We start from the raw sequence: 23,122 nt of genomic DNA, 5'->3' as shown, positions 1-23,122 counted from the left end.
GGATGTTGCGCAATGAAGTTGACAAACACCATCAACATTATCTACTTGCGATGGCTCCAATGCGCCCCAGGGGAACATCCATGAAATCCATCGTATCGTCTCTCGCGAAGGGACTCGCAGCCGGCGTTGCGCTCGCCGTGCTTTCGACCGCCGCTCTCGCGCAGAGCGCCGGCATCACGGTCTACAACGCGCAGCATGAATCGCTGACCCAGGAATGGGCCGACGCGTTCACGGCCAAGACCGGCATTCCGGTGACGCTCCGCCAGGGCAGCGACCTCGAGATCGGCAACCAGATTGTGCAGGAAGGCGCGAGCTCGCCCGCCGACGTGTTCCTGACCGAGAACTCGCCCGCCATGGTTCTCGTGGACAATGCCGGCCTCTTCGAGCCGCTGCCGCAGGACATTCTCGACCAGGTTCCGGCGCAGTATCGCCCCGAGAACGGGCACTGGACCGGTATCGCCGCGCGCTCGACGGTCTTTGCCTACAACACCGAAAAGCTCAACGCCGACACGCTCCCGAAGACCATGGAAGAGCTGGCCGACCCCGCGTGGAAGGGCCGTTGGGCCTCCTCGCCGAGCGGCGCGGACTTCCAGGCCATCGTCGCTGCCTATCTCTCGCTCAAGGGCGAAGAGGCGACCGCTGCCTGGCTCAAGGGCATGAAGGAAAACACCGTGGTGATCCGCGGCAACCGTGCCGCCATGGCCGCCGCCAATAACGGCGAAGTCGATGGCGCATTGATCTACCACTACTACTGGTTCGGCGATCAGGCCGGCACCAAGGAGAGCAGCGGCAAGGTCGCCCTGCACTATTTCAAGAACCAGGATCCGGGCGCGTTCGTCTCGATCTCGGGCGGCGGCGTGCTGGCCTCCAGCCAGCACAAGGACGAGGCCCTGCAGTTCCTCAAGTTCGTGACCGGGCCGGAAGGCCAGGCCGTGCTGCGCGACGGCAAGTCGTTTGAATATGCGGTCGGCGTCGACCAGGCTTCGAACCCTGCCCTGCCGCCGCTGGCCGATCTCGGCGCTCCGGCGGTCGATCCCACCCAGCTCGACAATGCCAAGGCTGTCGAGTTGATGACGGCGGCCGGGTTGCTGTAAGACAGCGCGAACGCTTTTCGCCATCGGCGCGCCTCGCGCCGGTGGCCTTCGCACCGGAACCCGCCTTTGTCCCCAGCAACGCCCTCGGCATCGACGCTCCTGAAACCGCGTCGCCGCGTTTCGCTGGTCACGGTGCTCGCGACGCTGATCGCGCTCATCAGCCTGATGCCGCTCCTCTTTGTCGTCTGGGTAGCCTTCGATAGCGGCTGGGAAAAAGTCAGTGACCTGATTTTCCGGCCGAAGGTAGCTGGCCTACTCGTCAATACCGCCCTGCTGCTGGTAACGACGCTGCCCGCTTCGCTGGTTGTTGCCGTGGCACTGGCCTGGCTCATCGAGCGCACTGATCTTCCCGGGCGCCGGATATGGTCATGGCTGGTCACGGCACCGCTGGCCGTTCCGGCCTTCGTCCACAGCTATGCCTGGAATTCGGTGGCGCCTTCGTTCCACGGGCTGGGGGCAGCGGTGACTGTGTCGCTCTTCGCCTACCTGCCATTCGTCTACCTGCCCGTCGCGGCGCAGCTCCGGGGACTCGATCCGAGCCTTGAGGAAACGGCAGCTTCGCTCGGCAAGTCGCCGCTGGAAATCTTCTTTCTCGTCGTGCTGCCGCAATTGCGGTTCGCCATGCTCGGGGGGGCGCTGCTGATCGGGCTGCACCTGCTGGCAGAATATGGCCTCTTCGTCCTCACGCGGTTCGATACCTTCGCGACCGCGATCGTCGATCAATTCCAGTCGGTCTATAACGGCCCGGCCGCCAACCTGCTCGGCGGCGTGCTGGTTCTCGCCTGCCTGGTGCTGCTGCAATTCGAGTCGCGGCTACGCGGCGAAGAGCGGTACGCGCGCGTGGGTTCGGGTTCGACGCGCAATCGGATCGAGCGGCCGCTGGGCGGCCTTCGCTGGATCGCGATATTGCTGCCGCTCGGCTTCGCGGCCTTTGCGCTCGGCGTTCCACTGGTGACGCTTTCGCGCTGGCTCTATCTCGGCGGTACCGCCGTGTGGCGCATGGAATTCGTTTCCTCGGCACTTATCCAGACGGCGCTCCTCGCCGGTATTGGCGCCCTGCTCACCACCGCGGCCGCATTTCCGATGGCGTGGCTGAGCGTGCGCAAGCCGAGCCGGATGCAGCGGGCGTTGGAAACGGCGCACTATTATGTGGGCGCCCTGCCCGGCGTCATCGTCGCGCTGGCGCTGGTGACGATCACGGTGCGAGTAGCGCTGCCGCTCTACCAGACCGTCTTCACCCTGGTTTTCGCCTATGTGCTCATGTTCCTGCCGCGGGCGCTCGTGGGCCTGCGTGCAGGCATCGCGCAAGCACCCGTCGAACTCGAGCGGGCGGCGTCGAGCCTCGGCAAACCGCCGTTCTGGGCCATTCTCCACACCACCGCCCGGCTCGCCGCCCCCGGTGCCGCGGCGAGCGCTGCGCTGGTCGCGCTTGGCATTGCCAACGAACTGACGGCTACGCTGATGCTCGCGCCGAACGGCACGCGGACGCTGGCCATGCGCTTCTGGGCCTATACTGCCGAACTCGATTTCGCCGGCGCGGCCCCCTACGCCCTGTTGATGATCATCCTTTCGGCGCCCCTTGTCGTCTTGCTGCGGCTCGAGGCCAGCGCTCGGGAAACCCTATGACGGAACTCCGCATACAGAACGCCTCCAAACGGTACGGCTCGACCCTCGCCCTCAACGAGGTGAGCCTCGTCGTGCCGTCGGGCAGCCGCATGGCAATCGTGGGCCCCTCGGGCTCGGGCAAGACCAGCCTGCTCCGCCTCATCGCCGGGTTCGAGATGCCTGACACCGGCCTCATCGAGATGGGCAGCAATACGCTATGCGATGGGGGCACCTTCGTGCCGCCCCACCGGCGCGACGTCGGCTACGTGGCACAGGAAGGCGCACTGTTCCCGCATATGTCGGTGGCCGACAATGTCGGCTTCGGCATCACGCATACGCCCGGGCGCACCGAACGGATCGTCGAACTCCTGCAGCAGGTCGGCATCCCGGCCGACATGATGACCCGTCGCCCGCACCAGCTTTCCGGCGGCCAGCAGCAGCGCGTGGCGCTGGCGCGCGCCATGGCGCGATCGCCCAGCATTATGCTTCTCGACGAGCCGTTTTCGGCCCTCGATGCCGGCCTGCGCGACGCCGTGCGCGACATGGTCGGCGCGGTGCTGGGCGCAGCGGGCATCACCACCATTCTCGTGACGCATGATCAGGCCGAGGCCCTGTCCTTCGCCGACTATGTGGCGGTCATGCGCGACGGGCGCCTCGTGCAGACCGGTAGCCCGCAGGACCTCTACCTGCACCCGGCCGACCCGCAAACGGCACGGTTTCTCGGCGACGCCATCATCCTGCGCGCCGTGGTGACTGATGGTATCGCCCATACGCTGCTCGGCCCGGTTGCCGTGGCGGCGAAGTCCGGGCCGCAGACGATCATGCTGCGCCCCGAACAGATCCGCATCAGGCCGGCCGATCCCTCGCCCAGCACGCGCGGCCGCGTCGTCTCCCGCCGCTACGAGGGCGCTGCCTGGCGTACCGTGATCGAACACGTGCCGACCAAGACCGGCCGCGACGACTTCGTGCTGGAAACCGCCAGCGTCTTCGTCGCCTGGGTCCCCGGCTCAGACGCGTTCCCGCCCGGCACCGAAGTCTCCATCGACCTCGTCGGCTCCGCACACGTCTTCGGCAAGAACTAGCCTACCGGGTCGAAGCCTCGCCTTCGGGCATCTCGGCAACTACGGCCTCCGTCTCCGCCGAACTGCCAGCGCCCGCCGAAAGCCGGGCGTTGAGGATACAGGCGGCGATGATCAAGGGACCGCCAACCCAGAGCTGCGGACCGGGCACTTCGTGGAAGAAGACAAAGCCGAAGACGGCCGCCCAGATGAGGGCGGTGTAGTCAAGGACAGCGAAGGCCGCGACTGGTAGGCGCTTCAGGCCGTGAACGAGCAGCAGGAAGCCGACCGCGCCGAGGAAGCCGATAAGGCCGGAAAGTCCGGCAAGGCGGGCGTCGAAGGCAGGCCAGTCACCCAGGGCCAGCGGCAGCACGAGGAGTGCGGCGAGGAAGGATTGGCCCAGGGTCATGGCGGCCGGCTCCTCGCGCTTGGAGTGGTGCTTGAGGGCAATGACCGTGAAGGCATAGGTCAGTGGCGCCAGGATCGCCGCGAGCCAGGCGAGCGGTTCGCCGGTGCTGCCGACAACCTGCTGCAGGCCACCGCCCAGCACGATGATGGCCGAGCCGCAGGCGCCCAGAGCCAATACGGCGAAGACGCTGAGGCCAAGACGTTCCTTGAACAGCAATCCGCCCAGCAGGGTGACATAGACCGGTGCCGTCATGCCGAGGGCGGCGACGATGGCGAGCGGCAGGCGCGCCACGGCGAAGAAGAAGAACGACGCGGTAATCACCAGCAGCACCGCCCGCTGCAATTGCGGCCACCAATCGGCGCGACGCGGCCAGGAGGCACCAGTCAGCGCGATCCAGACGGCGAGCCACAGCGCGGCGCCGAGATAGCGCAGGAAGACGACCTGGAACGTGGTGAAGCTGGCGCCCAGCGTCTTGGCGACGGCATCCATCGCGCACATCAGCACGATGCCCGCGGCACACATGATAAATCCGGCCCTGGCGCTCATGCGGCCACGCTCCCATCCTGCCCTGTCCGGTGTCTCATGGGCAATGCCGCGAAGCAAGGCAAGCGAGTCTTAACGCTGCTGATTCACCGCAAGGCAACGGCTTATGCCTAGCCTAGGCGGGCAATTGCAGTCGGAGCCTCCATTGACCGCGCCAGCCCTCGCCATCACCGGTCTCAGCAAGACCTTCGACCGCCCCGTCGTGCCCGATTTCGCGCTGACTGTCGCGGCAGGCGAGTTCTATGCGCTGCTCGGCCCGAACGGGGCCGGCAAGACCACGATCCTGCGCATGGTGGCTGGACTCATGCAGCCCGATGCCGGCGAAATTTCCATCTTCGGCATCGACGCGCGGCGCGATCCGGTCGCGGCCAAGCGCATCACCGCATGGGTCTCCGATGAGCCGATGGTCTACGATCGCCTGACCCCGCTCGAATACCTCGAATTCGTCGCCGGGCTCTGGCAGATCGAAAGCGCGCTGGCCGAACGGCGTGCGAACGAGCTGATCGACTGGCTGGGGCTGCGTCCGCATGCCAACGACCTCTGCGGCAGCTTTTCCAAGGGCATGCTCCAGAAGGTGGCCCTGGCCGGCGCGCTGGTCCACGATCCCAGGCTCATCATTCTGGATGAGCCGCTGACCGGGCTCGATGCCGGGTCGGCGCGGCAGGTCAAGGACGTGCTGCTCGACAAGGTGCGCCAGGGCGTCACCGTGATCATGACCACGCATATCCTCGAGGTCGCCGAACGCATGGCCCAACGCATCGGCGTCATCCGCGAGGGCCGCCTTATCGCCGAGGGAACGCTGGCCGAACTGCGGGCGCGGAGCGGCGCGACGTCGAGCCTCGAAGACATCTTCCTCGACCTCGTCGGCAAGGACACGCAGGCGGCATGACCACGGCGCCCGATACCCTCGCCTGGTTCGCACGTCACGAGCTGCGGCTCGCCTGGCGCGAATGGATGGCGATGATGACCGGAGGGCGCCCGGCCCGACGCGTCGGCGTTATCATCTTCCTCGCCGTCCTCGTGATTGGCATGCATCTGCTGAGCTTCGCCCTGCTCTCCCCCTGGGTGGCGAGCGGCGCGGCCATCGACAAGGCGATGCTGGTCATGCTGACCGGCACCGGCCTGCTGTTCTGGACCGTGATGCTTTCGCAGGTGCTGGAATCTGTGACCCGGGTCTACTATTCCCGCTCCGACCTCGACCTGATCCTCTCCTCGCCCGCCTCTTCGCGCCGGCTATTCGCCGTTCGCACTGCGGCCGTGGCGCTGTCGAGCACGGCGCTCAGTGCCCTGCTGGCCAGCCCGCTCATCAACGTCCTCGTCCTGCTCGACGGGCCACACTGGCTCGCGGCCTATGGCGTGGCCGCGGCCCTGGGAGCGCTGGCGACGGCCATCGCACTGGGCATGACCATCGCGCTGTTCCGCCTCGTCGGCCCCAAGCAGACGCGCTTCATCTCGCAGATCGTTGCCGCCATCGTCGGGGCGGGTTTCGTCATCGGGGTGCAGGCGGTGGCGATCCTGCATTTCGGCAGCATTTCGCGGTTCAGCCTGTTTCAGTCGAACGAGGTTATCGAGGCGGCGCCGGATGTCGGTAGCCTCCTCTGGTGGCCGGCCCGTGCTGCAACGGGCGAGCCCTTGCCCGCCCTGGTCGTGATCGCGCTGGGCCTTGCAGCGCTGGTGCTGACGGTCGTGGCGACCTCCAGCAGCTACGGCTTCCATGCCATTTCGACAGCCGGTCTCAACCATATCCGCGGCCGGCGCAAACCGACCCGCCGCCTGTTTCGGCTCGGCTCGCAGCGGCAGGCGTTGCGGCGCAAGGAATGGCTGCTGCTGCAACGCGACCCCTGGCTGCTGTCGCAGACGCTGATGCAGATCCTCTATCTCGCCCCGCCCGCGCTGCTGCTCTGGCTCAACTATGGCAGCCATGCCGGCGCCTATGTCGTGGTCGTGCCGGTGCTGGTGATGGCGGCAGGTCAATTGGCCGGCGGCCTCGCCTGGCTGGCCATTTCCGGCGAGGATGCCCATGACCTGGTAATGACCGCGCCGGTGACGCCGCGTGCCGTGCTCCAGGCCAAGATCGAAGCCGTGCTGGTCGTCATCGCCATCGTGCTGGCGCCGCTCCTGATCCTTATGGCTCTATCCTCGCCGACCCTGGCGCTCATCACCGCCGGCTGCGCGGCGCTTTCGGCCGGGTCGGCGACCGCCATCCAGCTCTGGTTCCGCGTCACGGCCAAGCGCTCGATGTTCCGCCGCCGCCAGACGGCGTCGCGTGCGGCGACGCTGAGCGAAGCCTTCGCCTCCATCATGTGGGCAGGCACCGGTGCGCTGCTGGTTGCGGGACAATGGTTTGCCATCGCGCCGACCCTTGCCGCCGTGCTCGTGCTGGCACTGGCGCGCCTCCTGAGCCCGCGGCGCCCTTGAGCGTCACGCAAGGTTTAGCAAATGGCTGCAACTTCGCGGCTATGATGGCGCGGTGATTCACGATCGGGGTACCGATGCTGCCTTTCCGCCTCCTGGGCTTTCTAGCCATCTTCCTCATCGCCTCGCCTGCCCTGGCGCAACAGCCGGCGCGCGACCTTTTCGGCGCTGTCGACCACCCGACCGAGGGCCCCTCGATACCGGTGGGCGGCTATGCCAAGGGCTGTATTGCCGGCGCCGTGCAATTGCCGGCAGACGGCCCCAACTGGCAGGCAATGCGCCTCTCGCGCGATCGCCGCTGGGGCACGCCCGAGCTGGTTCAGTATATCGAGGCGCTGGCGCAGTCCTCGACGCAGGATGGCTGGCGGGGGCTGCTCGTGGGCGACATGGGCCAGGCGCGCGGCGGGCCGATGAAGAGCGGACATGCCTCGCACCAGATCGGCCTCGATGTCGACATCTGGCTGCAGCCGATGCCTGACCATACGCTGAGCGCCAAGGAGCGCGAGACCATCTCGGCCATTTCAGTGCTCAAGAAGGGGACGCGGCAGATCGACCCCAGGCACTTCGGCGAGGCAGAGCGACTGCTGCTCTATCGCGCCGCGCAACTGCCCGGCGTGGCGCGCATCTTCGTGGCGCCCGGCATCAAGCGCTCCCTCTGCGAGACCAAGTGGCGCGACCGGAGCTTCCTGCAGAAAATCCGGCCCTGGTACGGGCACGACGACCACTTCCACGTTCGCCTCTCCTGCCCGCCCGGCGTCGCCTCGTGCCTCGACCAGAATCCGGCTCCTGCCGGCGATGGCTGCGGCGAGGAGCTCGACTACTGGTTCACCGATGCGCCCTACAAGCCGAGCACCAGCCCGCCGGCCCCGCCGCTGACGCTGGCGGACCTGCCCAAGGCGTGCGCCGCGGTTCTGGGCGCGCGCTGACGGCGCGCTACGGGCGGAGAACCCGCGAGCCGCGCCAGATCTCGTGGAATTCGTAGACGATCTGCGGCTTGCCCCATTCCTTGTAGAGGCAGCGCGCTTCCACGGCGAGGTCGTAGCCGATCACCGGCTTGCCGGCGGCGAGCGCAAGGCTCGGCGCCATGCCGTTCCACACTTCGCCGTCGCAGGTGAAGGGGATGGCCGTCGGGCGATCTGAGGCTGCGGTCTCGGCGCGTTCGGCGAAATCCGAGGTCCAACGCGCCGCCTCGGAGTTTTCGCAGTCGGTCGTGCAGCTCGTATAGCCGAGCTCGAAGCCATCGGTGGTGAAGGCGATGTGCGGAATGCCTGAGCCATCGAGCTTGATGCTCGGACTCTCCCCGATCCCGTCGCCGAGACCAAGAGGATAGCCGAACCAGTTCTCACCATCGGCTTTGGTGCAATCCTCGTCGCAATAGATGTAGAGCAGCTGCTTATCCAGCCCTTCGACATCGACGCCGTAACCGGTGAAGAGCGCCACGCGCGGCCGGCCGTCGGAGGTCAGGTCCATGCTCCAGGTCGGATTGGGATAGGAGCCGCTGCCTTGCTCGATGACCCGCGTCCGCTTCCAGTTCGCGCGCGTCGAGCAATCCCCGTCGCACTCGTAATAGTAGAGCCCGTCCGGCAGGTCGTTGCCCTCCTCGTCGAAGGCGTAGACGCCGGCGATCACCCGCGCCCCGCCGCCCGGCCCGAGGGCCAGCACGGGATAGCTGAAGCTTTCGGTGTTGTAGCCGTGCTGGTTGGAGAGGTTGGTCTCGGTCCAGTTGCCAGCCTGCGTGCAGTCTTCGTCGCAGGCCATGTAGAAACCGCCGTAATGGTCAGGCTCGACGAAATAGTTGGAGTCCGAGACCATGAAGCGGGGCTTGCCGTGTTCATCGAGGGCGAAGGTGCGCTCGGGCAGCCGGCTGCGGCCGATATTGGACATGAGGCCATCGGCAGTCGAGGCGATCCTGCCGATCTGCCAGTTGCCGGCGTCGAGGCAATCCTCGTCGCACTGGGCGAAGTAGTAATTGGTGCCGTTGGCCTGTTCGGGGTTCCATCCCGCCCCCAGGATGCGCGGCTTGCCTTCGGGCGTCAGCGCGAGCTGCGCCTTGACTGCCTGCGGCAGCTCCAGGGAAACGCTCCGCCAATCCTCGTTCTTCTCGCAGCCACCGCTTGCGCAGACGGCGTAGTAGAGCCGGTTGCCGTTGCCCTCGCCATATCCGACGAATGCCGCCTGCAATCCGGTTGCCGCGTGATGTGCCAGCGAGACGCTGGTGCTCTGCTCGGCCGGGAGGAGATAGGCCCCGTGTTTCTCAGCCGCGACAGCTGGGGCAGCGGCAAGCAGCCCCAGAACAACAACCGTAGCGATGCGCAGCATTCTGCCCCCCAGAGCGTCGAACGAAAGCGCGGGAACCTACAGGCGAAAAGCGGCGCCCGCACTGGGTAAACGACCAGGGCGACGCCGACCAGGATGTGCCTCGGCCGGCGGGAGGATTCGCCGGCGTCAGGCCTTGCCGAACGGGCGAACCTCGACCGGGGCGCGGCAGGCGATGGCGGCCTTGCGGCCCCATTCGAGGGCTTCATCGAGGCTGGCGAGCTCCAGCACCCAGAAGCCGCCGATATGCTCCTTGGTTTCCATGTAGGGGCCATCGGTGACCAGCAGCTTGCCGTCCGGCCTGGCGCGTATGGATTTCGCCGTGGAAACCGGCTGGAGGCCGCCCACGAAGACGCGGATGCCCGCGGTTTTCATCTCGACATTGAGCGCCGTGATGTCATCGCGCATGGCCTGGTCTTCGCTGGCGGGATCGTAGTTGTCGGGGTGATGGATGGCGACGAGGTACTCGGTCATGATGGTCTCCTCTGGGTCCGGTGCGAGGCACTTCGGCCTGCTTCATCTTGTGGTCGAACGGGGAACGCCGATTTCGACAGAGAGGTTCGGAAAATCCGGCGCGATCTCAGAGATGCTTGAGCACCCGGGCCGGAACGCCGGCTGCCAGGGTATCGGCCGGTACGTCGCGGCTGACGACGGCGCCGGCGGCGATGACGGCATTGTCGCCGATCGTGACGCCCGGAAGGATGGTGGCGGCCGCGCCGATCCAGACGTTGTTGCCGATGACGATCGGCTTGGCGACGATGCCGTTGCGCCGCTCGGACGGGGCGACGGGATGGCCGGCGGAGACGAGGTTGACCTTGGGGCCGATCATGACGTCGTCGCCGATGGTGATGCCACCCATATCCATGAAGTGGCAGCCCTGGTTGATGAAGACGTTGCTGCCGACAGTGATGTTGAGCCCGCAATCTGTGGAAAACGGCGGGATGAGCATGAAGCGGTCGCCGACCGGCTTGCCGATGAGCTCGCAGAAGGCAGAGCGCAGGCCCTCCGCGTCATCGAACCCGATATCGCTGAGCCGCGCCGAAAGTCGGACGGCGCGCTGCACGTTTTCGAAGCGGGCACGGCCCTCGGGCGAGCGGGCTGGATTGGTCATGGCTGCATCCGGATTTGAGTCGGGCGACAATGATAGCGCGCTCGACACCCGGAGATGCGAACGGGAAATTCTGCATAGTATTTGGGACGCTGAGCCAATCTCAAACGGGCGCGCCGGTGGCACGATGGACATCGGTTCCATGGGTGCTGGTTGCGATGCGTTCCTTTCTTCTGTCGATCGGTCTGTTAGCCCTACTCTCCGCGCCGACAGCGGCGCAGGAAACTCGGGTCATTGTCCCGGATCACCCTCAAGGGGTGCCGGTCAGCGGCTGCTTTCGGGCCAACCAGGATCTATTCGGACCCTATAGACTTACCTTCTGCCTCGACCGGCGCGGCACCTACCAGGTGCGTGGCGGCGGCGTCTCCTGCGATGGTCGGCTGACCTGGAACGTTTCGGGGCGCGATATCTTCGTGGACCTCCAGCGCACCTCGTGCGGCCGCGGCCGCGCGTGGGAAGCTGCCTCGATGGAATGCCGCCATGTCGGCGGCCTGCTCGGCGCGATCGCCGGGCGCGTCCTGGGCACGCCGGTGCTCTCGACGCTGCGGTGCACCTACCGGCCGACCGTGCGCGGCGTCGGGCCCCGGACCTTTACTGCCACCCGCGTCTAGCCAGCGAGCGTTTCCCATGACCAAGCCACGCAACGGCGTTGATCGCCGCGATTTCATGTTTTCTCTCGCGGCCGTCGGCGCTGCAGGCGTCGTGGCGGGCGCGACCGCGGCTTCCGCCCAGGAAAAGGCCACCGCAGATACGGCGCAGGGCGGGACCGTCTATACGGGCGACGTGGTGCAGGGCAAGAAGGTGATCTCGGCGCTCGACGTCAACGACCTCGAGCCGGGCCGCCACCACTTCTTCTTCGAAGGCGTGCAGATGGTATCGGGCAAGACCTGGTACGTGTCGGTGATCGTGGTGAAGGGCGAGAAGCCCGGCAAGCGGCTGCTGCTGACCAGCGGCGTGCATGGGGACGAAATCAGCCCGCTGCATATCATCCACCTGCTGCTCGACGAGTTGAAGCCGGCCGAGATGGAAGGCACGGTGGTCGCCGTTACCGATATTTCCTCGCCGGCCATCGAGGGCATGGCGCGGCGCTGGCCCAATTCCGGGCGCGGTATCGACCTGGTCGACATGAACCGGCAATGGCCGGGCCATGAAAGCGCCGGCAGCGCAGCCGGACGGCACGCCGCGGCGCTCTTCAACCGGCTGCTCAAGCCCAATGCGGATTACGCCATCGACTTCCACACCGCCGCGACCGGCATGGACATGACTGCGTTCATCCTGGCACGGATGGAGCTGCCCGAGGTCAAGGCGATGGTCGACCTCTACCCTATCGAGCAGGTCTACGACGATCCGGCCTATCCGACACTGTTGCCCAATGCGCTGATCGATGTCGGCATCCCCGCCTTCACCCCGGAACTTGGCGCCTCGCGCATCCTCGATCCCCGGCAGATCGACATGTTCATCGAGGGCACGAGAAACGTGCTCAAGCATCTCAAGATCATCCAGGGCGAGATGGGCAAGACCGCAGCCGATGCGAAGACCTTCGTGGCCAAGGGCACCGGCGCGGTGCTGACGACGCATGGCGGCGTCGTGGAGCTGCTGGTCAAGCTCGACCAGGAAGTGGCGCAGGGCGACCTCGTGGCCCGGCAGCGCAACACGTTCGGCGAGATCGTGGCGGAATATCCGAGCCCCGTAGCCGGCAGGATTGCGGCGCGGCGGACGGATGCGACGGCCGAGCCCGGCACGCCGCTGGTCTTCCTGCTGTTCCAGTCGCCGGAACCCGAACTCGATCCGGACTACGTGGAATAGGCCAGCCGTCGCACTGCTTGGATGGCCTGCCGGCAAGGCTTTCAGGGAGGAACGGAATGAGCAAGCATATTGGCGTGACGCTGGGCGGCGCGAGCCTGCTACTGCTCTGCGCACTGGGTTCGGCGCAGGCGGCGAGCCTGACGGCGCGGGGGAACGAGCCCTCCTGGCGGGTGGATATTTCCGACGAGCGCATCGCGTTCAGCATGCTGGACGGCGAGACGGTGACGCTTGAGCCGGCCCCCGCCCCGACGGTCTCGAACGGCATCAGCGTCTACTCGGCCACGACCGACCAGGGCGCGTTCGCGCTGGTGGTGGCCGATAAGGTCTGCATCGACACGATGTCGGGCATGCCGCACCCCAAGACCGCGATCGTGATCAGCGGCGAGCGTAAGCTTGTCGGCTGCGGCGGCGAACCAGCAGACCTGCTGCGCGGCGAGTGGCGGGTCGAGGAGATCGGCGGCAAGGCGATTATCGCCGGCTCGGAACCGTCGCTGGCCTTCGAGGCCGACGGCAGCATCCACGGCAACGGCTCATGCAACCGGTTCTTCGGTACCTTCACGCTGACGGGCGAAGGGCTGACGGTATCACAGGTCGGCGCGACGATGATGGCTTGCGACCAGGGATTGATGGACCAGGAACACCGGCTGCTGCAGGCATTCGAGACGGTCGGACGGTTCGACGTCGGGGACGATGGCGGGGTGCGGCTGGTTGGACACGACGGACGGGTGCTGGTGAAGCTCGGGAAGTAGCCTCCCCGAACACGCAGTCTCATCCCCGACGAACCATGGAGCGCTCCGTGCGGCGGTGTTCCCCGGGAGGAGATATCTGGGGATGGGCGGAACTGTGGGAGGCTCGGGGCAGGCTTTAGGGGCTAGCGGAGGGTCGAATCGGCGTGAAACAATGTTTCACGCGCATTTATGCATGATTTTTCGACCATTTTCGTTGAGCGTTTCGCTATAAGCATCTGATATTATTACACTTTGCTTTTAACCAGCGCCCGCAAATCGTTAAATTTTGACTCAATTTCGACCCATCTTTGCGGATCTTTTCCGGGTTTTGCAGCGAATTGGGTGGGTTTTGGCTAATTCTTTTCCGCCTCGCCCGCCTTCGATCACCGCCGCACGACCACGGCTTCGGGATTGTACCCCAAGCCGCAGCCATGGGGATAACTCCCCGCCTCACCCCTCGCCAGTCGGCTCGGCGGCTTCGCCATAGGGGACGTTGCGGCCGCCATAGCGACGGACGCGTATGTTGGCTTGTTCGGCGTGGCCGACGAAGCCTTCCAGCATCGAAAGGCGAGAGCCGTATTCGCCGATCATGGCGGAGGCCGCGTCAGTGGTGACGGTCTGCCAGGTGCAGGTCTTGAGGAACTTTCCGACCCAGAGGCCCCCGGTATAGCGGGCTGCCTTCATGGTGGGCAGCGTGTGATTGGTGCCGATCACCTTGTCGCCGAAGGCAACATTGGTGCGCGGGCCGAGGAAAAGCGCGCCGTAATTGGTGAGGTTGTCGCGGAACCACATGTCGCGATCGGTCATGACCTGCACGTGCTCCGAAGCGATGCGATCGGCTTCGGCCAGCATCTCGTCATAGGAGTCGCAGACGATCACCTCGCCGAAATCGGCCCAGGATTTGCGGGCAATATCGGCAGTGGGGAGGATGGCGAGGAGCCGCTCGATCTCCGCCATGGTCTCGCGCGCCAGCTTTTCCGAATTGGTCAGGAGGATGGCGGGGCTCGTGGGGCCGTGCTCGGCCTGACCGAGAAGATCGGTGGCGCAGAGTTCGCCATCCACGGTTTCGTCGGCAATGACCAGCGTTTCGGTGGGGCCGGCAAAGAGGTCGATGCCGACCCGGCCATAAAGCTGGCGCTTGGCTTCGGCGACGAAGGCGTTGCCGGGGCCGACCAGCATGTCGACCGGCGCGACACTCTGCGTGCCGAGCGCCATGGCGCCGATGGCCTGGATGCCGCCCAGCACGTAGATTTCGTCGGCACCGGCCATGGCCTGTGCCGCGACGATTGCCGGTGCAGGACGGCCGTTGAACGGAGGCGCGCAGGTGATGACACGCGGGCAGCCGGCGACCTTGGCGGTGACGACGGACATGTGCGCGGACGCGAGGAGCGGATATTTGCCGCCGGGCACGTAGCAGCCGACCGCGTTGATCGGGACGTGCTTGTGGCCCAGCGTTACGCCCGGCAGCGTCTCGACGCTGAGCTCGAGCATGGTATCCTTCTGCTTCTGCGCGAAGTTGCGCACCTGAGCCTGGGCGAATTCGATGTCGCGCAGGTTCCGGTCGGTGAGCTCGGCGAGGCAGGCATCGATCTCCTGCCGGGTGAGGCGGAAATCCTCGCGATCCCACTTGTCGAATTTGATCGACAATTCGCGCACGGCTTCATCGCCCCGCTTCTCGATATCGGCGAGGATTCCCTCGACTGTAGCGCGAACCTGCCGGTCCGCCTCGGCACGCGCCTCAACATCCTTGCCGCGCTTGAGCCAGACAGGCATGGATCATCTCTCCTTGGGTTTTCGTTTCTATCCCGGCGAGCGGGGTGGTCAGATGGCGTCGAGCCCGTCGCGGAAATCGTTGAGGTCGGCATCCACCGAGGACGGCGCATCGATCCATTCGCGCATCGGCTCGCCATAGACCGGGTCCTTTGCGGGGATGGGCAGCATCATGATGCGCTTGGCGGCAGCGCGGCGCAGTTCCTCGGTGAGGTGATCTTCCTGGACGTTGTCCCAGTCCCTGCCCTCGGGATACCCGCCGATCATCATGATGTCATCGGACTGGCCGGTCATCATGTGCGAGACGCCGGCCGGCATGACGACGACGTCGCCCGCCGAGACGCGCATGCGCAGACCGCCGCGGCCGAAAAGCTCGACCTCCATCCAGCCGGTGGCCACGCCAAGGCATTCATGGGTGGTCGAGTGGAAATGCGGGTAGGTGTAGATGCCCGGATAGCGCCAGTTGTTTAGCCAGCCATTGGCCCGAAGCCGCTCGCGCACGGCTTCCTCGCCGCCCCCGGGGATGCCGTTGCGGAAAACCAGCAGCGGAAAGCGACTGTTGGGCAGCATGCCCCTGGGCTTGGACCAATGCGCCTCTGGCGGTGACTTTCGCATGCACTCCCTCCCTCGTGATGCACTTTCGCCCGGCCACGCACTCCCTCAAGCGCGGTCCATCTCCCTGCGCGGCAAGATGAAATCGGTCAGGCTGGAAATCGAATTTGGATGAGCCTTGCCGGCTTGTCCATGCCCCCAATGGCCATGGTCGCCCAAGGCCCTTCCTATGGCACCCATTGCTTCCAACGAACTTGAACCCGGCCGGTAGCAATTCTAATGAGGAGCGGTCCTCGAAGAAATTCCAATGAACCGCCAGGTCCTGGATTCGCCCCTCTAACCGCTGGCACAAAGGACATGCGCATGACCGAGGAGTTGGCGACGCCCGTGAATCGCCCGGAAACGCTGCTGCCGCCCAAGGTCGAGAAAGCGTCCGCGACCAATACGATCGCCGAACGGGCCCGCAAGCGCCGCCTGCGGGAGCGCAATCTCGTGGTGGGCACGCAGGTGGCCCTGGTCATCGCGCTGCTGGCCGGGATGTATGCGCTCAACGCCACTTCGGGAAACCTCGTGATGCCGCGGCCCGACGACGTGCTGCGCCGCAGCATCCAGATGTGGTCGGACGGGACGATGATCCGGGCGCTGGGGGAATCCCTCACCGTCCTCGGGCTCGGCTTCCTGCTTTCCGCGACGACGGGCATCGCAGTCGGCGTCCTGCTGGGCGGGTTCCGGTTCGTGGGGCGCGTGCTCGATCCCTTCGTCAATGCCATGAACTCGACGCCGGGCGCCGCTTTCATTCCGCTGATCATCGTCTGGTTCGGGCTCTATTCGGAAGCCAAGATCGTGGTGGTGTGGAACGCGGCGGTGTTTCCCATCCTCATCAACACGGCCGCCGGCATCTCCAACGCCAACAAGGACCTGGTCGAGATGGGCCGCGCCTTCGGGGCCAAGCGAGCGACGCTCTTCTGGAACGTGATGGTGCCGGACGCCCTGCCCTCGATCCTGAGCGGGCTGCGGATCGGCGCGGCGATCTCGACGGTGGGCACGGTCATCGCCGAGCTGACCATGGCCCAGTCGGGCCTCGGCGGCCTGCTCGCCTCGGCAGGCAACCGCTTCCAGATGGACAAGTATTTCGCCGTCGTCATCGTGCTGATGGTGCTCGGCACGCTGCTCACCGCCCTCCTGCGCTACGCCGAAACCCGGTTCGCGCGCTGGCGGGTCTCGCTCTCGGACAACCGCTGATGGACGCCTCTCTCTCGCCGCTGATCTCGCTGCGACATGTCGGCAAGTCGTTCAAGGACGGCGAGGTTCGCGCTATCGAGGATATTTCGTTCGACGTGAGGCCGGGCGAGTTCGTGAGCCTTGTCGGCCCGAGCGGCTGCGGCAAGACCACGATCCTGCGCCTTATCAACGGCCTGATCACGCCCGACGAGGGCGAGGTGCGGGTGATGGGCGCGGCGCCCGAGCCGGGACCGGACCTGGCCATGGTCTTCCAGTCGGCACGGCTCATGCCCTGGCGCACGGTGGCCGGCAATATCGAATTCGCACTGGCATTGCGCGGACTCAACCGCAAGGACCGGCAGGAGCGCGCGCTGGCGCTGCTGGGCGCGGTGGGGCTGCGGGACTTCGCCAACGCCTATCCGCACGAGCTTTCGGGCGGCATGCAGCAACGCGTGGGCCTGGCGCGGGCGCTCTCGGTGGAGCCCAAGGTGCTGCTGATGGACGAGCCTTTCGCCGCGCTCGACGCCATGACGCGCGAAGTGCTGCGCAACGAGCTTCTGCAGATGTGGTCCGAGCGGCGGATGGCCATCGTTTTTGTAACGCATGATATTGAGGAAGCCGTCTTGCTTTCCCAGCGGATCGTGCTTCTGCGCCCACGGCCGGGGCGCGTGGACGAGATCGTCGACGTCGACCTGCCCGAGCCGCGCTGGCAGAAGGACCCCCGGCCCCTGCCCGCCTTTATCGAGATGCGCGAGCACCTCTGGAACCGCATCCGCGGCATGGCTGCCGACGGGGTGGAACTGGAGGAATTGGCGGGTGCTTTCCCCCGTCTCGGCACCCCGGAGAAAGGCGCCCGCTAGGAAGCTTCTATCGCAACGATAGGTGTTTCCTTGGCCTCCTCGGCTGGCTTTGCAGTGACCCGTGGCCTAAGTTTTTCGGGCCCGAATATCACTGAAGTTATAGTCACATGGACCGTCTACGCGCTGAAAACCTGTCGCCCATCCGGCGCGAGGATTGGGATGGGCGTCGCGCGGCGCACCTGCTTGAGCGCGCCGGTTTCGGCGGCACTCCCCGCGAGATCGAACGCCTGGCGAAGATGACGCCCGAAGAGGCCGTGGCCTCGTTCGTGGATTATGCCGGCGTCGACAACAGCCACCTGCTCCCGTTCGAGGAATCCGGGTTCTGGGATACGTCGCTCACGCAATTTCCCGTCAGCCGCCCGGCGGCGACGACGCTGGCCGAGAACCATGGCGAAGCCATGGGCATCAAGGTCAAGCCGGCAGGCTCGCGCCCGCTCCAGCCGGTGACCAACCGCTTCTTCTACTGGCTGCGCGCGACCGTGCTCGAAACGCGGCGGCTCGCCTTCTGGTGGCTCGACCGCATGGTGCGCAGCAGCCGGCCGCTCGAAGAGAAGATGACGCTCTTCTGGCACGGCCACTTCGCCACCAGCGAGGAAAAGCTGCGCGACTATCGCAAGATTCAACTGCAACTGGAGACGCTAAGGCGCGGCGCCACCGGCAATTTCGGGCAATTGCTCGAAGCTGTGGCCAAGGACCCGGCCATGCTGGTGTTCCTCGACGCGGCGCAGAACGTCAAGGGCGCGCCCAACGAGAATTTCGGCCGCGAGGTCATGGAATTGTTCACGATGGGCGTGGGCAATTACACCGAGGACGATATCCGCGAGGCGGCCCGCGCCTTTACCGGCTGGGGCAATGACGACCTGCGCTTCGTCATCGACGAGGCCAAGCACGACGGCGGCGTGAAGTCCTTCCTCGGCCGCTCCGGCAATTTTCGCGGCGAGGATATCCTGGCGATCATCCTCGAGCAGAAGCAGACGGCAATCTACATCGCCACCAAGATCTATCGCTTCTTCGTGCGCGAGGACGTCTCCCCTGCCTTTGGCGAGGCGCTGGGCGACCTGCTGCGCGAGAAGGACTACGAGATCGCGCCGTTCCTGCGGACGATCTTCCTCTCGGAGGACTTTTACAGCGAGCCGTCGGTGGGGTCGCACATCAAGTCGCCTACCGAGCTGATCGTTTCAACCTACCGCAAGTTGGGCCTTGCGGTGATGCCGGGCATTCCCGACCCGTACCTCGTGAGCAAGACGCTCGGCCAGGTGCTGCTCTACCCGCCGACCGTGGCGGGCTGGGGCCAGGGACGGTCGTGGATCACGCCCGGCATCCTCTTCGAGCGCGGCAACTTCGCCCGCGAGGTGATGTTCCCCAACATCATCGATTTCGTGGACCCGAACTACAATCCGGGCGCCGAAATCCGCCGCGTGAACCAGAACATCAATGCCGGCATGGAAATCACGGCGGCCACCCTCGAAGAGGGCGCGGCCCCGAGCAGCGCCGACGGCATCCAGGAAACCTTCAACACCCGCTATGCCAGCCTCATCGGCTACCAGGAAGCGCTGCGCAAGCTCAAGCCCACACCGCGCGGCGCCGCCCAGTTCAGCCTCACCGACATGGTGCTCGATGCCGGAGCGCGCACGAGCGCGGAGGCGGTCGACCACCTGCTGGCGCGGTTCCTGCGCGTGCCGCTGACGCCAGCCGGCCGCGAGGCGCTGATCAAAACACTCGATGAGCAATTGGGCACGAGCACGCTCGCGGAGGCCGAAAGCTACATGGAGCACGGCCTGCGCATGGTCGCCCACCTCATCATGAGTTCCCCCCAATACCAGCTCGCCTGACGGGCTACGGAGACGCAAATGGCCAAGAAACCCAAGCTGAGCGGCGCGGACCGGAAGGGTCTGCTGCAGTCGGGCTTCGGCAGCATGGTGCTGGAAGGCGCCAGCGGCATCACCACCTCGCCCGTCTGGTCCAAGGTCGCCGACGCCCAGGCGGGCGCCAACGAGCGCATTCTGGTGATCGTCGAGCTCTCGGGCGGCAATGACGGGCTCAATACCGTCATCCCCTATGCCGACGACGCCTATTACAACGCACGCCCGCATCTGGGCATCCGCAAGGACAAGTTGCTGCGCATCGACGACCATTTCGGCTTCCAGCGGACCATGGCCGGCTTCGAGCGGCTCTACAAGGACGGCAAGATGGGGCTGGTACACGGCGTGGGCTACGACCAGCCCTCGTTCTCGCACTTCTCGTCCATGGCCTTCTGGCAGACGGGTGCGCCCAATAGCGGCGAGGCCTATGGCTGGCTCGGCCGCATGGCCGACGCCATCGACCCGCTCGGCCACACCACCAATTTCCTGGTCAATATCGACGACCACCAGTCGCTCGCCGTGCGCTCGATGAACCACGTGCCGCTGGTGTTCGACAACCCGGACAACTTCACCCGTCACATCTACCACGACGAGATGGCGGCCATGAGCGCCATCGACCTGCGCGGCAATGGCAGCGCCAATGCGGCTGAGAATTTCCTCTTCGATATCGCGGCGAGCGCCAACACCTCCGAGCAGCTCGTACGCGACGCCTGGAACGCCTATGAGAGCCCGATCGACTACGGCCTCGTGCCGTTCGGGCTCGAGCGCGTGGCGGCGCTGATCGCGGCGGATTTCCCGACCAAGGTCTACTACGTCCCCTACCGCAACAACGCCTTCGACACCCACGTCTACCAGGGCGACCTGCACGCCCGCCTCTGGTCCTATACCTCCGACCACATCGCCGCGTTCGTCGAGGACATGGAGCGCATCGGGCGCGGGGACGACGTGGTGGTCATGGTGTTCAGCGAGTTCGGCCGGCGCGTCGCCGAGAATACGAGCCTGGGCACCGACCACGGCACGGCCGGGCCGGCCTTCGTCATCGGCAAGTCGGTCAATGGTGGCCAGTATGGCGGCGTGCCGAGCCTCACCGATCTCGACGACGGCAACCTCAGGTTCACCACCGATTATCGCCGCATTTACTCGACGCTCATCCAGGGCTGGATGGGCAACAACAAGGCGTCGTCGATCCTCAAGGACGACTTCAGCCCGCTTCCAATGTTCGCCTCCAGCTGAGGCAACCAGGCACGACATCGCAAAAGGACAACGAAAAAATGTCGAATAAAATCGGACGCCGCCCGGTCATCGCGGCAATGGGCATGGGGTTGGCGCTTTCCGCACTGCTCGGCGGCACCGCCTTTGCCCAGGACATGCTGGAGCTCAAGCTCGCCACCGCCGACACCGACATCAACCCCACCACCGATTCCGTGCTCAAGCTCGCCGGCATCCTGGGCTTCTACGAGAAGCACGGCGTCAAGGTCGAGATCGTCGCCCTCGAAGGCACCCCGCAGGCCGTGGCCGCGCTCAATTCGGGCGCAGTGGACCTGGCCGATATCAGCATCGACGCGGCGCTGCGCCTGCGCGCCGACAACAACCTGCCGCTGCGCGGCGTGGTGGCCGGCACGCTCGGCGCGCCCTACCTCATCGCGTCCAAGGCCGATATCACCAAGGTCGAGGACCTTGTGGGCAAGAGCTTCGCCATCGCCGACAATGGTAGCCTGGACCACACCTATACCCAGCTCGTGCTGAGCAGCATGGGCGTGGCCGCCGACGGCCCGAAATATGTCGCGATCGGCGCTCCCGCCGCGCGCGTACAGGCGCTGGCCGCCGGCAAGGTGGACGCCACGACGGTTTCCTACGGCACGTTCCTGCCCATCGCCAACACGCCGGGCATCAACATCCTCGTCGCGCCGGAAGACTTTTCGGCCGCGACGCCGGGCGTCTCCAAGTTCGTTGCCACGCTCGAAACCACGGCCACCGAGAAGCGCGAGGCTATCCAGCGCTTCGTCGACGCCCTGATCGACGCCTCGCGCAGCTTCGAGAAGGACCCCAAACAGTGGGTCACCGCCATGGAAACCGCCCGTGACGACCTGTCGCCGGAAAACCTGCAGAAGACCGCCGATTTCCTCGCCGGCCGCTGGTGCGTGAATGGCTGCCTCAACCCCTCCGCGATCGCCAAGACGGTGGAATTCACCTACACCACGCCCGACTTCAAGGATGTGAAGGTCGTGGCGGCCGATGACATCGTGGACGAGAGCTTCACCGCCGAATCCATCAAGCGCGAAGGCACCTTCGACGGCCACACCCTCGACCCGCGCTGAGCGCGCCCTACCCCATGACGCGCGGCCGGGCAATGCCCGGCCGTTTGCGTTTGGCCTTTCTTGTTCCATGTTCGGCGGCACTTATGTTAGTCGACGCCGAACTCTCGGCGCGGGAGTGGCGGACCGCTAGACTGACAACATGAACCTGATTCCCGATTTCGACCTCTCCCGGCTCAACACGATGGGCCTTGCCTCGCATGCGCGGTTTGGCGCCGTGATCTCGACACCCGAGGAGATCGATGAGCTGACCGGCCTGTCGCAGGAGACCGGCCTGCCGTTGCGTATCCTGGGCGGCGGCAGCAACCTGGTGCTGCGCGACGAGATCGCGGCGGTCGTCGGGGTCATGGGCACCAAGGGGCGCACGGTCGAGCGGCGGGCGGACGGCACGGCGCTGGTGACGGCGCAGGCGGGCGAGGACTGGTCCGAATTCGTCGGCTGGACCATTGCGCAGGGCATTCCGGGGCTGGAAAACCTGGGCGGCATTCCCGGCACTGTCGGCGCAGCGCCCGTGCAGAATATCGGGGCCTATGGGGTGGAACTGGCCGAGCGGCTGGATTCACTGGTCGTTTGGGACCTGGTGGACCGGCAGCGGCGGCGTTTTTCGGCGCAGGATTGCGAATTCTCCTACCGGCAGAGCCTTTTCAAGTGCAGCGGCAACCGCTTCGTCGTGCTTGAGGCGACCTTCGCGCTGCCGGACACCTGGACGGCGAACCTGAGCTATCCCGGGCTCGACAGCCTGCCGGCCGATGCCGACGCGGCGACCATCCACGAGCGGGTCTTGGCGGTGCGCGGGGCGAAGCTGCCCAACTGGCGCCTGCTGGGCAATGCCGGTTCGTTCTTCCACAACCCGATCGTGCGCCCGGAAGTGGCTGACGGCATCGCAAACGTGCCCCGCTATCCGCAGCGGGACGGAACGGTGAAACTCTCGGCGGCCTGGCTGATCGAGGCCTGCGGGCTCAAGGGCGTGCGCGAAGGCCAGGCGGGTGTCTATGACCGGCACGCGCTGATCCTGGTGAACCATGGCGGGGCCACCTATGCCGAGATCGCGGGGCTGGCCTCGCGGATCGTCAACACCGTGCGCGAGCGGTTCGGGGTTGCGTTGGTGCAGGAGCCGATCGAGCTCTAGGGTCCGTAGTCAATCAGTTCCGGCGCCGCCAGAGCGCCTTATCTTCCCATCCGAAAAATTCCAACGGAAGGCGCTGTCCGTCTGCCGCGCCACACCCGCTGAACTTCCCCGGCCGCAGAGCCGGCGGGGCCACCTATGCCGAGATCGCGGGGCTGGCCTCGCGGATCGTCAACACCGTGCGCGAGCGGTTCGGGGTTGCGTTGGTGCAGGAGCCGATCGAGCTCTAGGGTCCGTACTCAATAAATCCCGGCGCCCCCAGAGCGCTATCTCCCCATCCGACAAATTCCAACGGAAACGCTGTCCGTCTGCCGCGCTACACCCACCGGACTTC

21 protein-coding genes are annotated in these 23,122 nt (G+C 65.8%); 15 read left to right on the top strand and 6 right to left on the bottom strand.

Annotated features, from left to right (window positions below; genetic code table 11):
• Nucleotides 1-80 precede the first annotated feature (80 nt).
• The 3 genes from JNE37_RS18090 to JNE37_RS18080 all read left to right on the top strand — a co-directional run bounded on the left by JNE37_RS18090 (nt 81) and on the right by JNE37_RS18080 (nt 3,781).
• Nucleotides 81-1,094 carry an iron ABC transporter substrate-binding protein gene (locus JNE37_RS18090; RefSeq protein ID WP_035031955.1) on the top strand — a complete coding sequence of 338 codons (1,014 nt, stop codon included), beginning with the start codon at nt 81-83 and terminating at the stop codon, nt 1,092-1,094.
• A gap of 66 nt (nt 1,095-1,160) precedes the next feature.
• Nucleotides 1,161-2,720, top strand: a complete 1,560-nt coding sequence (locus tag JNE37_RS18085; protein WP_246513355.1) for an ABC transporter permease — start codon at nt 1,161-1,163, stop codon at nt 2,718-2,720.
• Nucleotides 2,717-3,781, top strand: a complete 1,065-nt coding sequence (locus tag JNE37_RS18080) for an ABC transporter ATP-binding protein (protein WP_035031949.1) — start codon at nt 2,717-2,719, stop codon at nt 3,779-3,781. Before JNE37_RS18085 ends, JNE37_RS18080 begins: the two co-directional genes overlap by 4 nt.
• A gap of 1 nt (nt 3,782) precedes the next feature.
• Here the strand turns inward: JNE37_RS18080 and JNE37_RS18075 are convergent, their stop codons facing one another.
• Nucleotides 3,783-4,712 carry a DMT family transporter gene (locus tag JNE37_RS18075; RefSeq protein WP_203064119.1) on the bottom strand — a complete coding sequence of 310 codons (930 nt, stop codon included), beginning with the start codon at nt 4,710-4,712 and terminating at the stop codon, nt 3,783-3,785.
• 103 nt (nt 4,713-4,815) lie between these two features.
• Between JNE37_RS18075 and JNE37_RS18070 the strand changes: the two genes are divergently transcribed.
• From JNE37_RS18070 to mepA, 3 genes are all read left to right on the top strand, one after another.
• The gene (locus tag JNE37_RS18070; protein ID WP_203064117.1) at nt 4,816-5,598 is read left to right on the top strand and encodes an ABC transporter ATP-binding protein; all 783 of its coding nucleotides are present in this window, start codon (nt 4,816-4,818) and stop codon (nt 5,596-5,598) included.
• A complete protein-coding gene (locus JNE37_RS18065) occupies nt 5,595-7,127 on the top strand; it encodes a permease (protein ID WP_203064115.1) in 1,533 nt (510 codons plus the stop codon). Before JNE37_RS18070 ends, JNE37_RS18065 begins: the two co-directional genes overlap by 4 nt.
• A gap of 74 nt (nt 7,128-7,201) precedes the next feature.
• Nucleotides 7,202-8,050: a penicillin-insensitive murein endopeptidase gene (gene mepA, locus JNE37_RS18060; RefSeq protein ID WP_035088656.1), complete on the top strand. Its 849-nt coding sequence runs from the start codon at nt 7,202-7,204 to the stop codon at nt 8,048-8,050.
• A 7-nt stretch (nt 8,051-8,057) separates the two neighbouring features.
• Here mepA and JNE37_RS18055 read toward each other — a convergent pair whose 3' ends face one another.
• From JNE37_RS18055 to JNE37_RS22805, 3 genes are all read right to left on the bottom strand, one after another.
• Nucleotides 8,058-9,443 (bottom strand): hypothetical protein, encoded by a 1,386-nt coding sequence (locus tag JNE37_RS18055; RefSeq protein ID WP_203064113.1) that lies wholly within the window; start codon nt 9,441-9,443, stop codon nt 8,058-8,060.
• A 126-nt stretch (nt 9,444-9,569) separates the two neighbouring features.
• The gene (locus JNE37_RS18050) at nt 9,570-9,914 is read right to left on the bottom strand and encodes a YciI family protein (RefSeq protein ID WP_182400155.1); all 345 of its coding nucleotides are present in this window, start codon (nt 9,912-9,914) and stop codon (nt 9,570-9,572) included.
• 106 nt (nt 9,915-10,020) lie between these two features.
• Complete coding sequence (locus JNE37_RS22805; protein ID WP_203064111.1) at nt 10,021-10,551, bottom strand: sugar O-acetyltransferase; 531 nt, start codon at nt 10,549-10,551, stop codon at nt 10,021-10,023.
• 254 nt (nt 10,552-10,805) lie between these two features.
• On the opposite strand from JNE37_RS22805, the gene JNE37_RS18040 reads away from it, so the two are divergent.
• From JNE37_RS18040 to JNE37_RS18030, 3 genes are read left to right on the top strand one after another with little or no spacing between them, the layout of a single operon-like run.
• Nucleotides 10,806-11,159 carry a hypothetical protein gene (locus JNE37_RS18040; protein WP_035031931.1) on the top strand — a complete coding sequence of 118 codons (354 nt, stop codon included), beginning with the start codon at nt 10,806-10,808 and terminating at the stop codon, nt 11,157-11,159.
• Between the two features lie 16 nt (nt 11,160-11,175).
• Nucleotides 11,176-12,354, top strand: a complete 1,179-nt coding sequence (locus JNE37_RS18035) for a succinylglutamate desuccinylase/aspartoacylase family protein (RefSeq protein ID WP_203064109.1) — start codon at nt 11,176-11,178, stop codon at nt 12,352-12,354.
• Between the two features lie 56 nt (nt 12,355-12,410).
• Nucleotides 12,411-13,103 (top strand): META domain-containing protein, encoded by a 693-nt coding sequence (locus JNE37_RS18030; RefSeq protein ID WP_203064107.1) that lies wholly within the window; start codon nt 12,411-12,413, stop codon nt 13,101-13,103.
• A 429-nt stretch (nt 13,104-13,532) separates the two neighbouring features.
• Here JNE37_RS18030 and hisD read toward each other — a convergent pair whose 3' ends face one another.
• Nucleotides 13,533-14,855 carry a histidinol dehydrogenase gene (gene hisD / locus JNE37_RS18025; protein WP_203064105.1) on the bottom strand — a complete coding sequence of 441 codons (1,323 nt, stop codon included), beginning with the start codon at nt 14,853-14,855 and terminating at the stop codon, nt 13,533-13,535.
• 48 nt (nt 14,856-14,903) lie between these two features.
• Complete coding sequence (locus JNE37_RS18020) at nt 14,904-15,467, bottom strand: cupin domain-containing protein (RefSeq protein ID WP_203064103.1); 564 nt, start codon at nt 15,465-15,467, stop codon at nt 14,904-14,906.
• A gap of 300 nt (nt 15,468-15,767) precedes the next feature.
• Here JNE37_RS18020 and JNE37_RS18015 point away from each other — a divergent pair, with 300 nt between their 5' ends.
• The 6 genes from JNE37_RS18015 to murB all read left to right on the top strand — a co-directional run bounded on the left by JNE37_RS18015 (nt 15,768) and on the right by murB (nt 22,791).
• Nucleotides 15,768-16,646, top strand: a complete 879-nt coding sequence (locus tag JNE37_RS18015) for an ABC transporter permease (RefSeq protein WP_203064101.1) — start codon at nt 15,768-15,770, stop codon at nt 16,644-16,646.
• On the top strand, nt 16,646-17,485 hold the full coding sequence (locus JNE37_RS18010; RefSeq protein WP_203064099.1) for an ABC transporter ATP-binding protein: 840 nt from the start codon (nt 16,646-16,648) through the stop codon (nt 17,483-17,485). Before JNE37_RS18015 ends, JNE37_RS18010 begins: the two co-directional genes overlap by 1 nt.
• A gap of 107 nt (nt 17,486-17,592) precedes the next feature.
• Nucleotides 17,593-19,317: a DUF1800 domain-containing protein gene (locus tag JNE37_RS18005; RefSeq protein WP_203064097.1), complete on the top strand. Its 1,725-nt coding sequence runs from the start codon at nt 17,593-17,595 to the stop codon at nt 19,315-19,317.
• A gap of 18 nt (nt 19,318-19,335) precedes the next feature.
• Nucleotides 19,336-20,580, top strand: a complete 1,245-nt coding sequence (locus JNE37_RS18000) for a DUF1501 domain-containing protein (RefSeq protein WP_035031912.1) — start codon at nt 19,336-19,338, stop codon at nt 20,578-20,580.
• A gap of 38 nt (nt 20,581-20,618) precedes the next feature.
• Nucleotides 20,619-21,665, top strand: a complete 1,047-nt coding sequence (locus tag JNE37_RS17995) for an ABC transporter substrate-binding protein (RefSeq protein WP_203064095.1) — start codon at nt 20,619-20,621, stop codon at nt 21,663-21,665.
• A gap of 139 nt (nt 21,666-21,804) precedes the next feature.
• Nucleotides 21,805-22,791: a UDP-N-acetylmuramate dehydrogenase gene (gene murB, locus JNE37_RS17990; protein ID WP_203064094.1), complete on the top strand. Its 987-nt coding sequence runs from the start codon at nt 21,805-21,807 to the stop codon at nt 22,789-22,791.
• The last annotated feature ends 331 nt before the right edge of the window (nt 22,792-23,122 follow it).

The organism is Paradevosia shaoguanensis (assembly GCF_016801025.1).
Lineage (GTDB): Bacteria > Pseudomonadota > Alphaproteobacteria > Rhizobiales > Devosiaceae > Paradevosia > Paradevosia shaoguanensis.
Note: the sequence above shows the minus strand (reverse complement) of the source record. Positions and strands in the feature narration are given on the sequence as shown.

What these genes read in the sequence shown, in the direction of transcription:
- JNE37_RS18035 (WP_203064109.1), top strand. Translation starts at nt 11,176, where the DNA reads ATGACCAAGCCACGCAACGGCGTTGATCGCCGCGATTTCATGTTTTCT.
- JNE37_RS17995 (WP_203064095.1), top strand. Translation starts at nt 20,619, where the DNA reads ATGTCGAATAAAATCGGACGCCGCCCGGTCATCGCGGCAATGGGCATG.
- mepA (WP_035088656.1), top strand. Translation starts at nt 7,202, where the DNA reads ATGCTGCCTTTCCGCCTCCTGGGCTTTCTAGCCATCTTCCTCATCGCC.
- murB (WP_203064094.1), top strand. Translation starts at nt 21,805, where the DNA reads ATGAACCTGATTCCCGATTTCGACCTCTCCCGGCTCAACACGATGGGC.
- JNE37_RS18090 (WP_035031955.1), top strand. Translation starts at nt 81, where the DNA reads ATGAAATCCATCGTATCGTCTCTCGCGAAGGGACTCGCAGCCGGCGTT.
- JNE37_RS18080 (WP_035031949.1), top strand. Translation starts at nt 2,717, where the DNA reads ATGACGGAACTCCGCATACAGAACGCCTCCAAACGGTACGGCTCGACC.
- JNE37_RS18075 (WP_203064119.1), bottom strand. Translation starts at nt 4,712, where the DNA reads ATGAGCGCCAGGGCCGGATTTATCATGTGTGCCGCGGGCATCGTGCTG.
- JNE37_RS18030 (WP_203064107.1), top strand. Translation starts at nt 12,411, where the DNA reads ATGAGCAAGCATATTGGCGTGACGCTGGGCGGCGCGAGCCTGCTACTG.
- JNE37_RS18000 (WP_035031912.1), top strand. Translation starts at nt 19,336, where the DNA reads ATGGCCAAGAAACCCAAGCTGAGCGGCGCGGACCGGAAGGGTCTGCTG.
- JNE37_RS18010 (WP_203064099.1), top strand. Translation starts at nt 16,646, where the DNA reads ATGGACGCCTCTCTCTCGCCGCTGATCTCGCTGCGACATGTCGGCAAG.
- JNE37_RS18050 (WP_182400155.1), bottom strand. Translation starts at nt 9,914, where the DNA reads ATGACCGAGTACCTCGTCGCCATCCATCACCCCGACAACTACGATCCC.
- JNE37_RS18005 (WP_203064097.1), top strand. Translation starts at nt 17,593, where the DNA reads ATGGACCGTCTACGCGCTGAAAACCTGTCGCCCATCCGGCGCGAGGAT.
- JNE37_RS18070 (WP_203064117.1), top strand. Translation starts at nt 4,816, where the DNA reads ATGCCTAGCCTAGGCGGGCAATTGCAGTCGGAGCCTCCATTGACCGCG.
- hisD (WP_203064105.1), bottom strand. Translation starts at nt 14,855, where the DNA reads ATGCCTGTCTGGCTCAAGCGCGGCAAGGATGTTGAGGCGCGTGCCGAG.
- JNE37_RS22805 (WP_203064111.1), bottom strand. Translation starts at nt 10,551, where the DNA reads ATGACCAATCCAGCCCGCTCGCCCGAGGGCCGTGCCCGCTTCGAAAAC.
- JNE37_RS18055 (WP_203064113.1), bottom strand. Translation starts at nt 9,443, where the DNA reads ATGCTGCGCATCGCTACGGTTGTTGTTCTGGGGCTGCTTGCCGCTGCC.
- JNE37_RS18020 (WP_203064103.1), bottom strand. Translation starts at nt 15,467, where the DNA reads ATGCGAAAGTCACCGCCAGAGGCGCATTGGTCCAAGCCCAGGGGCATG.
- JNE37_RS18065 (WP_203064115.1), top strand. Translation starts at nt 5,595, where the DNA reads ATGACCACGGCGCCCGATACCCTCGCCTGGTTCGCACGTCACGAGCTG.
- JNE37_RS18015 (WP_203064101.1), top strand. Translation starts at nt 15,768, where the DNA reads ATGACCGAGGAGTTGGCGACGCCCGTGAATCGCCCGGAAACGCTGCTG.